The organism is Lacrimispora sp. YZC11, from assembly GCF_057543815.1.
In genome coordinates this window covers 831,774-846,601 of record NZ_BAAJYQ010000006.1, presented here as the reverse complement: position 1 = coordinate 846,601, position 14,828 = coordinate 831,774, and the positions used below count along the sequence as shown (strand labels likewise).

Below are 14,828 nucleotides of genomic sequence, written 5' to 3'. Positions count from 1 at the left end.
GAGGCACATAAATATGCGGTATTTTAAGTATTTATTGTTTGCTTGTTTTTCCATAATTTTTATAACTTCCTGTAGTAAAAAGGAAAATAGTTTGATAGACGATACAGAGTATATCGTAGACGATTCTGCAATTTTAATGCTTTGTAAAATAACAGGTCAAGAGGCGAATAAAGAATTAATGGTACAACTGAAAGGTAATGGGGATTCTTTAATTGAGGTGATCAAAGTTTTAGAAGATATGAAACAGGATGCAAGCATAAAGAATGCTTTAGGTGTCAGTTATCTGCGATTGAGGAGGTTTCATGAAGCAAATAGTAAATTTCAGGAAGCACTTCGCATTGCTGTTTCAGATGAAGAGAAAATGTGCATTTTGTCAAATATGGCTGAAGTCATGTTATATCAGGAAAATAGGGATACTGCTAAATATTATGTAGAAGAAGCTCTAAAACTGGAGGTAGACGATCAGGTAAAAAAGCTGGTTTTACAATCGAATCTTACAGCAATTGAATTGCCTTTTAAAACAGATTTTATCCAGGAAATAGGAAATATAAAAGAACTTATTAAGAAAGAAAGGAAAATACTGGGTTCAAATCAGTTTATCGGTATTTTCAATTATAAGACATTATCATGGGCCTGTTATTATGCCGGTAATATGAAGAAATGTGAGTATTATATAGATAAGGCGTGTAAATTGAATGATAAACTGTATCAGTATATTCCTGTTGAAGCTAATTTATACAAAACTTTGTCATTTATGTATGAACCAGATTATAATTTGAATAAAGCCTATGATTATGTAAATAAAGCTATAGATCTTTTGGAAATATGGCAAGTACAAGATCATTATGATTTATTAAATTTATATGAATTAAGAGGTAATATATATATGAATTTAGGGTGGGCCAATCTTGACTTGGCTATCAAGGATTATGAGCATGTTTTAGAAAAGTGCTTGCCTTACCATGACTTAGCTGCAGTATCTTATTATAACTTGGGAAACGCATATTGGTATTATGGAGGTACAGATAAGATCATTGAATCATATGCGAGAGCTTATTACATTTGGAATTTGGAAGGCTATGAGGATTCTAATCAGAAAATAGAAGAAGTGTTAAGAAGTATATATGAGAAACAGGCAGACAAAGATGATGATTATGAAAGCTGGTTTCAGACTCAAATTATACAGGGAAAAGAAGATTTAAGCAAGCTGTGGAAGGAATGATATGTCAGCCTTTTTGACTTAAGGGGGAGGAAATATATATGTAATATTAATGCTTTCGAAACATAAGAACAGGAATATTACAGAAATTTAATTACCAGAGCAAAAGAATTATGTGGAAATAACAAAACAATTAAAAGGCAATTATCTTATGGGTTATGAGTATGAAGAACAGGATAAAACAGAACCTGCCATATATGCTTATATCAATGCATATTGCTTAAATCAAAATCTAGGGGAGGAAAAAGTTGAAGAGGACTCTTATGATAGGCTTCTTCATTTATACGCAGAGGGTAACTATAAGGAGGAAGTAATTGATTTTGATGAATGGTTTGAAGAAAAGAAAATTTAATATTTTCAAAATAGTATCCAGTAAATCACGTGTTTTTTATCGTTTAGTTTTGAAAAATGAAAACCCTATTCAAAAGAGCGAAACCCAAATTAGCGTTTGACTTAATAACTATTATGGATAAGAAGGAAGCTGAATATGCGATGTTTTAAGTATTTAGTATTTGTATTTACTATCTTAGTATTAATGACTAGTTGCAGCAAAAAGCAAATGAAACTGATAGATGACACTTGGTATATAATAGATGATTATGCTATTTTAATGCTTATTAAAACATCAGAGCAGGATTCTTATAAGGATTTGATGGTACAGCTTAAAGGAAATGGGGAATCGTTAAAAGAAACCATTGAAACACTTAGGGAAATTGAGCAGGATGTAAGCATAAAGAATGCTTTGGGAATCGGTTATCTGAGACTAAGAATATTTCAGAAAGCCTATAGTAGTTTTCAAGAAGCACTTAATATTGTTAATTCAAATGAAGACAGAGCCTGCATTTTATCTAATTTATCTGAAGTTATGTGGTATCAGGAAAAGCCAGAGTCTGCTAGAAATTACTTAGAAGAAGCTTTAAAAATGGAGATAGAAGATCCATTAAAAAAATTAATATTGCAATCGAATCTGGAAGCGATGGAATTATCGAATAAAGATAATTATGTTCATGAAATAGCAGTAATAAAAGACTTAATCAAGCAAGAAAGACGTATAATTGGATCGAATCAGTTTGTTGGAATTTTCAACTATAAGACATTAGGATATGCATGTTATCTTACGGGTAATATGAAAAGGTGCGATTATTACATAAATAGAGCTTTTGATCTGAATCATAAAAGTTATCAATATATTTTTATTGATGCCGGATTGTATAAAATTCTATCTCAAATGTATTCGACTGTAGATCTAAATAAGGCACTTGATTATGTAAATGAAAACATTGAACTTTTAGAGAAGTGGCAAATAGGCGATCATTATGATCTGCTAGATTTATATGAATTAAGAGGTAATATTTATTTGAATTTACATCAGTTTAAAGAACATTTAGCAATAAAAGATTATGAGTATGTTTTAGAACAATGCTTACCCTATAATGATTTAGCGGCAGTATCTTATTATAATTTGGCATATGCTTATGATTATTTAGGAGATGAGAATCGAGTTATAGAATCATATGCGAGAGCTTATTATATTTGGAATCGAGAAGGTTATGAGGATTCCAATCAGGAGATAGAAGAGGCGTTAAGAAAAATATATGAGAAACAGATAAATAAATCTGACGACTACGAGAGCTGGTATCAGACACAAATCATTCAGGCCAAGGAAGACTTAAGAAAGATGTGGGGAGAATGAGGGATACACTCATGATAAAGGTATGAAGGTAGGTATGTTTGATAAAGTATTAGAACAACAATCTTCAATGGATTCAATGCCAAAACTAAGTATTCCATCAAATCCATTATTTAGCTTTGAAACTTTGAAAGAAGAAATTACAAAAAGGGAAAAATTAAAGTCGGCATTTGATCTAATGAGCATAAAGCGTTAGAAGGGGATTTAAACATGAGGCATTATCGATATTCAATTCTGCTCTGTTTATTAACAATATTAATGGTTGGCTGTAAGAATAAAGAAATCAGACTAATAGATTACACATGGTATATTGTAGATGATTCTGTGATTTTAATGCTTTGTAAAACATCAGAACAGAAATCTTATAAAGATTTGATGGTTCAATTGAAGGGGAATGTGAATTCGATAAATGAGACCATCCAAGTTTTGGAAGTGATGCCTCAAGATGGAAATGTAAAAAATGCATTAGGGGTTGCTTATCTACAATTGTGGAGGTTTCAAGAAGCGAATGATAAGTTCCAAGAAGCTCTTGTACTTTCTAATTCAGCAGAAGAAAGGGTATGTATTTTATCTAATTTAGCTGAAGTCATGGTATATCAGGAGAATGAGGGAGCTGCTATTAAATATCTGGAAGAAGCATTAGAATTGGAAATAAATGATCCGTTGAAAAAACTGATTCTGCAATCGAATCTTGCTTCAATTGAACTATATGGTAAGGAGAATAGAGCTAAAGAAATCTCGAATATAAAAAAACTAATCAAGGAAGAAAAGAAAATACTAGGTTCCAATCAGTTTATAGGGATTTTTAATTATAAGCTTTTAGCTCGTGCTTGTTATTATGAAGATAAGATGAAAAGATGTAAATACTACATGAACAAAGCATTGAAATTAAACCAAAATATATACCAAGATGTTTTTATAGAAGCTCATTTATATAAAGATTTAGCGTTTTTATACTATAATTCAGCAAATGGTTTAAATGAAGCTTTAGATTACATAAATGCCAATATAGATCTTTTGGAACAATGGCAAGTGCAAGATGGTTATGATTTGTTGACATCATATGTATCAAGAGGAAATATTTACATGAATTTGGGGTGGTCCAATCGAGATCTGGCAATCAAAGATTATGAGCATGTTTTAGAACTATGTCAACCTTATGGTGATTTGGCGGCAATGTCTTATTATAACCTGGCAGATACTTATGAAAACATGGACCGTATTATTGAGTCATATGCAAGGGCGTATTATATTTGGAGTTTAGAAGGCAATGAAGATTACAATCAGGAAATAGAAGAAGCGTTAAAAGGAATATATGTACAACAAGAGAATAAGTCTGATGACTTTGAAAACTGGTTTCAGGCACAAATAATACAAGCAAAAGATGATTTAAGAAAGCTGTGGAAAGAATGATGTGCTAGCATTTTAAATCCCTATCCTCAGTATTTGACTTAATTGCTATTAAAGGATAAGGAGACAACTTATATGCGGTATTTTAAGTATTTAATATTTGTATTTATAATTTTAATATTTATGACTATTTGTAGCTATAAGCAAATGAACCTGATAGATGATACGTGGTATATAGTAGATGATTATGCTATCTTAATGCTTTGCAAAACTACAGAACAAGATTGTTATAAAGTTCTGATGTCTAAATTGAAAGGAAACGGAGATTCCCTAAAAGATGCAATAAAATTGTTGGAAAAGATGGAACAAGATGTAGGTGTAAAGAATGCTTTAGGTGTCGGCTATCTGCGATTAGGGAAGTTTCAGGAAGCAAATAAAACTTTCGAAGAAGCACTTCAAATTGCTGGTTCAGATGAAGATAGAGCATGTATCTTATCAAATTTAGCCGAGGTTATGATATATCAGGAAAATACAGAGTCGGCAAAAAGTTATTTAGAAGATGCCTTAAAGCTGGGAGTAGATGATCCATTAAAGCAGTTAGTTCTGCAATCGAATCTTGCAACAATTGATAACCTTTATAAAGGAAATCATGTTAAAGAGGTAGCAAATATAAAAAGTTTGCTTAAAAAAGAAAAAAGTATTTTGGGATCAAACCAATTTGTAGGTATTTTCAATTATAAGACTTTAGGTTATATCTGTTTTCAAGATGGCAGCATGAAAAAATGTGAGTATTATATAAACAAAGCGTTAGAATTAAATGATAATACCTATCAATATGTAACTATAGAAGCTGATTTATACGAAGCATTATCTTTAATATACACATCTTATGATTTTAATAAATCTATTGAATATGTAAATAAAGGCATTGAAATTCTAGAAAATCAGAAAGTATATGATAATTATGATTTATTAAGTTTATATGTATTAAGAGGCAATCTTTACATGAAAATAGATTATCCAAATGTTAATTTGGCAATAGAAGATTATGAGTATGTTTTAGAACAATGCTCACCCTATCATGATTTAGCAGCAGTATCTTATTATAATCTGGCATATGCACTTGAGTATTTAGGAGATGAGGATCAAGTTACAGAATCATACGCAAGAGCATATTATATTTGGAATCGAGAAGGTTATGAGGATTCAAATCAGGAGATAAAAAAAGCGCTAAGAAAAATATATGAGAAACAGGACGACAAAGATGATGATTATGAAAGCTGGTTTCAGACTCAAATTATACAGGGAAAAGAAGATTTAAGCAAGCTGTGGAAGGAATGATATGTTAGCTTATTTGACTTAAGGGGGAGGGGAGTAAATATACATGCAATATTAAAGCCTGTGTTTAATAAATGAGCCTAAAGAATAGGGCTTGCAATAAGTTTTGGAATTTATGGAAAAGCATTAAAAGATGCAAACGATAAAAAGGCTAAGATTAATTTAGCTGTTATCACAGATTGATAATATTCTGGAGGAGTGAATGAAGAAGAGAAGATTCATTTGTTTCACTATAATAGTTTTGTGTTCCGTAGTTCTTTTTGCTTATGTTAGAAACCGTCAAAGAAACATAATACCTATGGATGATACATGGTATGCTTTGGACGGTAGTTGGATATTGCTATTGAGTCATGGAGAACCAGTACAAAAGGATTATGTGGAAATAGCAAAACAATTAAAAGGAAATTACCTTGATGTGAATGAGGCAATAAATAAACTGTCTAAATTAGAGCAGACAGTGGATGTTCGAAATGCACTTGCAGTGGGGTATATACGCCTTTTCAAAGCAGAAGAAGCTGAAGCAATTTTAAGGAGTATTTTGGAAGAAAAAGAAACTGATGAAGAAAGAAGTGTCTGTGTACTTTCTAATCTTGGAGTAGTCGAATCAATGAAAGGTAAATCAGAGGAATCCTATAAATACTTTTTCGAGGCCAGTCAGAAAAAGATTCAAGATCCCTTTCAGCAGCTTGTAGTCCAATCGAATTTGGTTATTAGGAATGCTTATGTTAAGAAAAGAAGAGGCGAGGGTATATTAAATGAAATAAGGGAAATTAAAAAATTAATAGCAAATGAAAGAAAAATACTAGGATCTAATCAGATGCTTGGAATTTATAATTATCAATCGTTAGGAATTGCGAGCGGTATGTATGATGGTAAGTTTAATAAAGGTATTGAATATATGAAAAAGGCTCTTAAAATAGCAAAAGCAACTTACCGTTATCCAGATTTAGAGGCTTCTATTGAATACTGTTTAGCACTTATTTATGAGGAAGGTGAAAAAAATTATGTTGAGGCGTTAGAACATATCAATCAGGCTATTGTTATTATCAATGGCTGGCTTCCTAATAATCATGAAAGTGTTATATCATACTATTTAGAACGCGGAAATATATTAACAGATTTACGACGTACAGATGAAGCTATGAGTGACTATACATTTGTATTAGATAATAGCAGCTCTTCCTCACAGTATTCTGTTCTTGCATATTATTACATGGGATATGAGTATGAAGAACAGGGAGAAACAGAACTTGCTATAGATGCTTATATCAATGCATATTGCGTAAATCAAAATCTTGGGGAGAAAAAAGTAGAAGAGGACTCTTATGATAGGCTTCTTCATTTATACACAGAAGGTAATTATAAGGAGGAAGTAATTGATTTTGAGGAATGGCTTGAAGAAAAGAAAATAGAATATTTTCAAGATAGTGTCAAGTAAATTACGTGTATCTTTATCGTTTGTTCAAAAGAGCGAAACCAAAGTTAGCGTTTGACTTAATGGCTATTATGGTTAATGAGGAAATTTAAAATGCGGTGTTTTAAGTATTTAGTATTTGTATTTAATATCTTAATACTAATAACTGGTTGTAGCAAAAATCAAATGAGCCTGATAGATGATACAGAGTTTATTGTAGACGATTCTGCAATTTTAATGCTTTGTAAAATAACAGGTCAAGAGGCGAATAAAGAATTAATGGTACAACTGAAAGGTAATGGGGATTCTTTAATTGAGGTAATCAAAGTTTTAGAAAATATGAAACAGGATGCAAGCATAAAGAATGCTTTAGGTGTCAGTTATCTGCGATTGAGGAGGTTTCAGGAAGCAAATAGTAAATTTCAGGAAGCACTTCGCATTGCTGTTTCAGATGAAGAGAAAATGTGCATTTTGTCAAATATGGCTGAAGTCATGTTATATCAAGAAAATAGGGATACTGCTAAAAATTATGTAGAAGAAGCTCTAAAACTGGAGGTAGACGATCAGGTAAAAAAGCTGGTTTTACAATCAAATCTTACAGCGATTGAATTGCCTTTTAAAACAGATTTTATCCAAGAAATAGGAAATATAAAAGAACTTATTAAGAAAGAAAGGAAGATACTGGGTTCAAATCAGTTTATTGGTATTTTCAATTATAAGACATTATCTTGGGCTTGTTATTATGCCGGTAATATGAAGAAATGTGAGTATTATATAGATAAGGCGAGTAAAATGAATGATAAACTGTATCAGTATATTCCTGTTGAAGCTAATTTATACAAAACTTTGTCATTTATGTATGAACCAGATTATAATTTGAATAAAGCCTATGATTATGTAAATAAAGCTATAGATCTTTTGGAAATATGGCAAGTACAAGATCATTATGATTTATTAAATTTATATGAATTAAGAGGAAATATATATATGAATTTAGGGTGGGCCAAACTTAACTTGGCTATCAAGGATTATGAGCATGTTTTAGAAAAGTGCTTGCCTTACCATGACTTAGCTGCAGTATCTTATTATAACTTGGGAAACGCATATGGGTATTTAGGAGATACAGATATGATCATTGAATCATATGCGAGAGCTTATTACATTTGGAATTTGGAAGGTTACAAGGATTCTAATCAGAAAATAGAAGAAGCATTAAGAAAAATATATACGAAACAGGTAAACAATTCTGATGATTACGAGGGTTGGTTCCAGAAGCAAATCTTCCAGGCAAAAGATGATTTAAGAAAGCTGTGGGGAGAATAATGGATACGATTGCAGTACTTTTTCTAGTAGACAGGAATTAATTAAAAAGTCACCAGGAGATTGAAATAGAAGAGTATCAGCAGAAATTATTTGATAGAAAAGAGGACAAATGACACGTCTGGAAGCAATGGAACGGTACTTAAAACCATTTATAAATGATCAGATAAAAAGAAAGATAACAGATGTAAAAAAACAAAGACTTGATATTATTCCAAAAGAAATAGAGGAGATTTTATCAGTAGCCCTTGAAAAACAGAAGAAGCATATATGGGAACCTGCTTATATGTCCATCTTTCATTTACATAGCAGTTTAATGACCGGTACTTATGAATACCAGATTTGCCTTATGAATGAACGAATGTATTTTGATGACGAATGTGTCAGTTATAATTGGTTTCCGGCTTTTTTATACGATAACCTGGATGAAGAGAGATCTGCTTTATCAGGAGAATTAATGAGAAAATTTGTAAGAATAAAAGAATATGAAATTGATTATGCAGTCCGCCAGTTAGCAAAAGGATATAAAAAAGTGATGGAAGTGTATTTAACAAAAACGCTTGAAGGTTTGTACCAAAATGAAGCATTTATAAAATTAAAGAAAGAAGAACCATTTCGCTTTATATTTGGAGATTACATGGGAGAAATACGGTCTATTTTAACTTACGAAGGGGGAGATCTACATGTCTGTGAAGAACATTTTGGGAAATAGCTTTATCATAAACCAGGAAGTAAATATTATTGGAAAGAAGACTGAAGTAAAAACAAAAGGAAAAAGCTGGCCGGATATTTCCTTAAATAACAATGCGGAACCAGTTAATATTCCAGCCATTGTTTCTGCTGCACTAGGAGCATTACCTGTTTGTTCCGGAGCAAAAAATATATCACCGGAACTTATGGCGGCTATGGGAGCAATTGGTACAGCCGGAACCATACAGGTAACACAAAATCAAACAACAGGACAGTATAATTCCAGTTATATCCTGTCACTTATGAAAGTATTGAATGGTGCATATGCGAAGAGTGGAAATCTGAGCGAGGAAGAATTAAAAAAATTTATTATGTTTATGGTAAAACAGATGCTAGAAAAAGCAGGCCCTGGATTTTCTCAGTGGAATCAGGTACTAATAGAACTTATGCAAAGTGCAACTCTGACTGACTTTATGAAAGGGGTACAATCTGCTGTCTGTGCGATTACTGGAGACCCTGTCAATGCAAATACTGGAAATTTTATTTATGAAAAAGAAGATATTCATATAAATGCCACTGTACCGTTGTGTTTTAAACGAACCTATAACCGGATTGATAAAAGAGAAGGATGCATGGGAGATGGCTGGCGGCATAATTATGAGATAGAGCTTCTGATCGAAAATGACCGCTACGTTATTATTTGGGAAGATGGACGGGAAGAGATCTACATAAGGTTGGAAGAAGGTGGGATAAAAGCACTATTTGGCTGCATCTGCCGTCTGGAAGAGAAAGAAAAGGGCTATTGGTATAAAACTCAGGAAGGCATGGTCTACATATTTGATGAGAAAGGTCGTTTAACTGCTAAGAATGATACAAATGGCAGGGGATTGTGCTTTACTTACGGAAGAAATGGAAAACTGGAATGTGTTTCAAATGGTTATGGGATACGCATAAGTTATGGATATGACAGTGTATCGGGGCTTCTGATTTCCGTAACAGACCATACGGGACGCAGCATTACTCTTGGTTATGAAATGGGGCGTTTATGCTATGTTACAAATGCCGGTGGTGAAAGCTACTGCTATTATTATGATAATGATAAGACACTTTACAGGATTCAGAACCCAAGAGGCGTGATGGTTCTGGAAAATGAATATGATGATCAGGGTCGTACGCTTTGTCAGCATTTTGCTGATGGGGGAAAGATTTACTATGATTATCAGGAAGAAAGTAACCGTACCCTTGTAACCGAGCAGAATGGAAGCAAGGTTGCTTATATCCATGATGAGCGATTCCGCAACATCAAAACAGTTTATGAAGATGGAGAAGAAAGGTTTGCATATAATGAGCGTAACCAGATGATCCAGTATGTTGATAAGAATGGAAATAAGACAAGGTTTTCCTATGATGGTAAAGGAAATATGTCCCAGGTTATTTACCCGGATGGTTCTAAGAATAACATGACTTATGATGTAAATAACCGCCTTCTTATGTTGTCTGTTAACGGTATTGAAAAATTCAAAAATGTATTTGATTCAAAAGGGAATCTGTTAAGAACTTCGGATGCATTGAACCGGAATCGGGAATTTGAATATGATAAAAGCGGGAATGTCATACAAGTGAAGCAGCCGGATGGCAGTGTAACATCATTAGAATATGACAGTCGTGGAAATATCACCAGTATTATTGATGAGGCAGGAAGACAGTTGAGTTATGAGTATGATGATTCTAACCGGGTCATTGGTACAGTGGATGGAAATGGATATTGTACCAGGTTTGCCTATGACAATTGTGATCGAATTTTCTGTGTAACAAATGCTCAGGGAAAACGGCGTATCTATGAATATACAAAGAATGGGAAAGTTACAAAGGTTATAGATTTTAATGGGGCTGTTGCCAGCCAGAAGTACAATTGCATGAACCAGGTTGAAGCTTATAACGGACCGGATGGGGAAGTACTTAGTGCAGAATATGATCTAATGCAGAACGTCATCCGTAGGATTTTGCCAAACGGAGCAGAGTTGGTTTATACCTATGATGGGTTAAACCGCATGGAGAAGATGACGCTTCCTATGGGAGGAGTCATCTATTATGAATATGATCCAAATGGAAACCGTACTGCAGTAACCGATCCAAATGGGAACCGCACAGTTATGGATTATGATGAGCGTAATCGGATTACCAAAGTAACCGATCCTTCTGGTGCATCCACCCAATATGAGTATGATATGGAAGGGCATTTAATCAAAGTTACTAACGCTATAGGCAAATCTCATACCTATGTTTACGATGAAGCAGGGCAGCTCATCAGCGAGACAGATGTTCTTGGTAATAAGACTTGCTATGATTATAATGCCTTAGGAAAGCTAACCTGCGTTATAGACCCGGAGAAACGAAAGACCATCTATGAGTATGCTCTGGGAGGGTATCTTTCCAGAACGATCTATCCAGATGGATCGTTTGAAACTTATTTATATGATAAAAACGGTAATCTGATACGTCGCCAGAATCATAAAGAAGATTTTCTTGAGATCATCTATGACTGCCTGAATCAGCCCATTACGGTAAAAAGCAGTTTTGGGCAGGAAAAGCGTTATACATATAATGCTGTGGGAAAAGTGACATCAGTAACAGATACTTTGGGACATGTGACCCGTTATTTGTATTCACCAGGAGGGAAACTGACCTCCGTGATCGATGCTGCAGGGAACCGGACGGAATATGCTTATGATGCATTAGGAATGCTGATTACCATATGCCAGCATCAGGGGAAAGAATTCCTGTTAAATGGAGCAGATCAGAAATTTGTAAATGATTCCGAATGCAAGAATCATATTCATATTACCCAATATGAACGTAATCTGGCCGGGGAGATTGAAACTATTACGAATCCTCTTGGATTGCAGGAGCATTATACTTATGATTTGGCCGGGCAGATGATATTAAAAAAAGATAGGGAAGGATATGAGACATATTACGCATTTCATCCATCGGGGGACATCGAAAAAGTTACTTATGGGGATGGCCGTAGTGTCGCATTTTCTTATAATTCTCTTCGACAGCTGACTGAGATACAGGACTGGCTTGGAATAACAAGAATTGAACCGGATGAGATCGGCAGGGCGAAAAAAATTACAGACTATAAAGGACGTGAGATTTCCTATCAGTGGGGGAAAATGGGAGAACGGAAATCCTTGGTTTATCCGAATGGGCGTAAAATATACTACGAATATGATGAACTGGCACGTTTAAGCAGGCTGACTGATGGAGAACGGGAAATTAGTTACTGCTATGACGAGGATGGACATTTATCAAAAAAGATTTTTCCGGATGATATAATCAGTAGTTACAGCTACAATTCCAGGGGATTATTGGAGAGCTTGATTCACCAGCAGAACGGAGAATTGCTAGAGAAGTACGAATATGAATATGATCTGATGGGAAATAAGACAGCAATAGGAAAAAGGCGAAGAGCAGTATCTTCCTTGTCAGGTATTCCACCCGAAACAGAACGGCGCATGCAGGAAGAAAGCGGAAATTATGAGTATCGGTATGACAGCATGAACCGGCTCATAGAAGTGAGGAAGGACCGGAAGCGAATCAGCCAGTATGAATATGATGCTTTTGGAAATCGTGTTGGGAGGCAGACGGAAACAAAAAATATCCGTTATCATTATAATGTGGCCAATCAACTGATTCATGAGGAAGGGATTTTTCCTGAACAATCCTATCAGTATGACGCAAGAGGAAATCTTACGGCGATTCTTCAGGGAGAGATAACAGCCAATCAGTATGTTTATGATGAGACGAACCGTCTTGCAGCGGCTTTTCATAAAAAAGGGCAGGCCGTCCGGTATGAGTATGATGGGCTTGGCAACAGAGTTGGCAGGAAAGAGTATGATTTTGAGAAAACTAACTTTTTCAGTCAGTTCCAGGTAGGAATGATGCCTGTGGAAAATCCAGCCAGAGAAGTGGAGTATCTTCTGGACTTGACCAAGCAGTATTATAATCTGCTGGAAAAAACGGAATCAGAAGAAAATGATGTGCATGCCCAAAGCTATATCTGGGATAACAATGCGGCATTTATGACAGAAGGAGGTGGAACGCATATTTATCTGCAGGATGAACTGGGAAGTACGGTTCGTCTGGTTGGAAGACAGGAAAAAGGACAGATGGTATATGGATATGATGAGTTTGGTCACGACTTATATGGAACGCAGGGGGAGGTACAGCCTTTTGGATATACAGGATATCAGAGAGACCGGACAGCTAACACATATTTTGCACAGGCAAGAGAGTATATGCCTGAGATTGGGAGATTCACGGGGGAGGATATTATAAAAGGGACTATCAATCAGCCATTTACTTTAAATGGTTATGGGTATTGTTGGGGGAATCCTAAAAAGTGGGTGGATTTAAATGGGAAGCGACCTCAAAAGCCGTCAAGTTACGATGTTTGGAGGTGGTATTTGGAAGAATTAGGTGAATCTGCAGATAGAGCATGGAAAAAAACTTGTCAGGATATCAAAGATGAAATTGATAAAATTGTGGACATCACTGCAGAAGTAGGTACAGGACTTGGTGCAAAAGTAAGTGTCGGAGAAGGGAGTTTAGGCGGAGGATTCAAAAGTTTTATTGAAATAAATGAGCATTTGGATACTTCTGTCAAAGGAAGTTTATCGATAAGTGGAGAAATCAAGGGATTGCCTGAAGCAGTTATAGGATTAGATTATGATTTTGAAAAAGAAGAATTAACTATACCATTGGGTTTGGATTCCATTTTATATGATGGAGATCTTAAGATAAGTTTTGGTGGTGAACTTTATGTGGGAATTGGAGGAGGAGGTTATATTATCATTAATGCCGGAGAGATAGGAAAGCTAGCTTTAAAGGAAATTAAAAAGATATTAGACTGTAATAGCCAAAGGTGATGAATATGAAAAAAATATTAACAATCTGTATTTTATGTATCTGTATGATATTGTTTAGTGGATGTAAGAATAGATTCGTAACTGCTTATGAGACTGATTCTATTAGTGAACAAGAAGTTGAATCTTATCTCGATCAGTTTCTGCAAGCGTTAAATAAAAAGGATTCTGAGGCTGCTTTTGCTTTATGCATTCATGGAAAGTCGGATTCACTTGAGTCTTTTGATGTACTATTTCAACCAATCTTGGAGGAGTGGGGAGAAGAGAAAAAATATATTTTCAAAAAAATAGGGGAACAGGAAAGACCATCTAAAGGAAAACGACCGGTCACAACCATATATACGTTTCAGATTGAAAGTGAAAGTGATAATTATCGTGTGAGTTTATCTATAGACGGAACAAATGGAATAAATTATTTTACATTAACAAAAATTAATAATTAGTAAAGTTGTTTAATCATTGTATAAAAAAATATATACAGTAATGTTTAAAGATGAGGTAAAAAAATTATGAAACGTGTATATGCAGCAATAATTGATTATGTTACTTTTTTTTGTGTAGGAGGTATATTTTTTAATAATTTATACGATATTGTTAAGTCATTTAAGATATATTTAATGATTATAGTTCTATTGTTTTTCTTGTATTTCTTTTTTCAGGACTTCTTTTTTCAAGGAATAAGCTTTGGAAAAAGAATTGTTTGGTTAAAATTAAGATTTAGAGAAAAAACCATTGGCACCGCTATAAAACATAGCCTATTTAAAATACTGGCTTGTATGTTATGGCCTGTAACTTTGATGTATTATATTGCCAAACATCGTATGTTTTATGACAAAATTATAGGAATAGAAGAAGTATAGTTTATTATTCTTAGAGTTT

The 14,828-nt window shown here is 34.1% G+C and carries 12 protein-coding genes; all 12 read left to right on the top strand.

Features of this window, described 5'->3' with window-relative positions:
* The first annotated feature begins 13 nt into the window (after positions 1 to 13).
* The 12 genes from AC27IJ_RS10175 (at position 14) to AC27IJ_RS10120 (ending at position 14,809) form a co-directional block, all read left to right on the top strand.
* A complete protein-coding gene (locus AC27IJ_RS10175) occupies positions 14 to 1,222 on the top strand; it encodes a hypothetical protein (protein ID WP_487148663.1) in 1,209 nt (402 codons plus the stop codon).
* A 112-nt stretch (positions 1,223 to 1,334) separates the two neighbouring features.
* Entirely contained in the window at positions 1,335 to 1,571 is a 237-nt protein-coding gene (locus tag AC27IJ_RS10170) for a hypothetical protein (RefSeq protein WP_487148661.1), read from the top strand.
* A gap of 207 nt (positions 1,572 to 1,778) precedes the next feature.
* Positions 1,779 to 2,912, top strand: coding sequence for a tetratricopeptide repeat protein (locus AC27IJ_RS10165; protein ID WP_487148659.1), 1,134 nt, complete (start codon positions 1,779 to 1,781; stop codon positions 2,910 to 2,912).
* Positions 2,913 to 2,946: 34 nt separating this feature from the next.
* A complete protein-coding gene (locus tag AC27IJ_RS10160; protein WP_487148657.1) occupies positions 2,947 to 3,105 on the top strand; it encodes a hypothetical protein in 159 nt (52 codons plus the stop codon).
* A 14-nt stretch (positions 3,106 to 3,119) separates the two neighbouring features.
* Entirely contained in the window at positions 3,120 to 4,322 is a 1,203-nt protein-coding gene (locus AC27IJ_RS10155) for a hypothetical protein (protein ID WP_487148655.1), read from the top strand.
* A gap of 72 nt (positions 4,323 to 4,394) precedes the next feature.
* Positions 4,395 to 5,600 (top strand): tetratricopeptide repeat protein, encoded by a 1,206-nt coding sequence (locus tag AC27IJ_RS10150; protein WP_313152252.1) that lies wholly within the window; start codon positions 4,395 to 4,397, stop codon positions 5,598 to 5,600.
* Positions 5,601 to 5,799: 199 nt separating this feature from the next.
* Complete coding sequence (locus AC27IJ_RS10145) at positions 5,800 to 7,035, top strand: hypothetical protein (RefSeq protein WP_313152251.1); 1,236 nt, start codon at positions 5,800 to 5,802, stop codon at positions 7,033 to 7,035.
* Between the two features lie 162 nt (positions 7,036 to 7,197).
* Positions 7,198 to 8,334 (top strand): hypothetical protein, encoded by a 1,137-nt coding sequence (locus AC27IJ_RS10140; RefSeq protein WP_487148652.1) that lies wholly within the window; start codon positions 7,198 to 7,200, stop codon positions 8,332 to 8,334.
* 109 nt (positions 8,335 to 8,443) lie between these two features.
* Entirely contained in the window at positions 8,444 to 9,043 is a 600-nt protein-coding gene (locus AC27IJ_RS10135; protein WP_487148650.1) for a hypothetical protein, read from the top strand.
* Complete coding sequence (locus AC27IJ_RS10130; protein WP_487148648.1) at positions 9,015 to 13,952, top strand: DUF6531 domain-containing protein; 4,938 nt, start codon at positions 9,015 to 9,017, stop codon at positions 13,950 to 13,952. The genes AC27IJ_RS10135 and AC27IJ_RS10130 overlap by 29 nt, the downstream gene beginning before the upstream one ends.
* 5 nt (positions 13,953 to 13,957) lie before the next feature.
* Complete coding sequence (locus tag AC27IJ_RS10125) at positions 13,958 to 14,392, top strand: hypothetical protein (protein WP_312441932.1); 435 nt, start codon at positions 13,958 to 13,960, stop codon at positions 14,390 to 14,392.
* A 66-nt stretch (positions 14,393 to 14,458) separates the two neighbouring features.
* The gene (locus tag AC27IJ_RS10120) at positions 14,459 to 14,809 is read left to right on the top strand and encodes a hypothetical protein (protein ID WP_313258332.1); all 351 of its coding nucleotides are present in this window, start codon (positions 14,459 to 14,461) and stop codon (positions 14,807 to 14,809) included.
* The last annotated feature ends 19 nt before the right edge of the window (positions 14,810 to 14,828 follow it).

Bases quoted from the DNA above. Each gene is read 5' to 3' on its own strand.
- AC27IJ_RS10175 (WP_487148663.1), top strand. From the start codon at position 14: ATGCGGTATTTTAAGTATTTATTGTTTGCTTGTTTTTCCATAATTTTT.
- AC27IJ_RS10165 (WP_487148659.1), top strand. From the start codon at position 1,779: ATGAAACTGATAGATGACACTTGGTATATAATAGATGATTATGCTATT.
- AC27IJ_RS10160 (WP_487148657.1), top strand. From the start codon at position 2,947: ATGTTTGATAAAGTATTAGAACAACAATCTTCAATGGATTCAATGCCA.
- AC27IJ_RS10155 (WP_487148655.1), top strand. From the start codon at position 3,120: ATGAGGCATTATCGATATTCAATTCTGCTCTGTTTATTAACAATATTA.
- AC27IJ_RS10150 (WP_313152252.1), top strand. From the start codon at position 4,395: ATGCGGTATTTTAAGTATTTAATATTTGTATTTATAATTTTAATATTT.
- AC27IJ_RS10145 (WP_313152251.1), top strand. From the start codon at position 5,800: ATGAAGAAGAGAAGATTCATTTGTTTCACTATAATAGTTTTGTGTTCC.
- AC27IJ_RS10140 (WP_487148652.1), top strand. From the start codon at position 7,198: ATGAGCCTGATAGATGATACAGAGTTTATTGTAGACGATTCTGCAATT.
- AC27IJ_RS10135 (WP_487148650.1), top strand. From the start codon at position 8,444: ATGACACGTCTGGAAGCAATGGAACGGTACTTAAAACCATTTATAAAT.
- AC27IJ_RS10130 (WP_487148648.1), top strand. From the start codon at position 9,015: ATGTCTGTGAAGAACATTTTGGGAAATAGCTTTATCATAAACCAGGAA.
- AC27IJ_RS10125 (WP_312441932.1), top strand. From the start codon at position 13,958: ATGAAAAAAATATTAACAATCTGTATTTTATGTATCTGTATGATATTG.
- AC27IJ_RS10120 (WP_313258332.1), top strand. From the start codon at position 14,459: ATGAAACGTGTATATGCAGCAATAATTGATTATGTTACTTTTTTTTGT.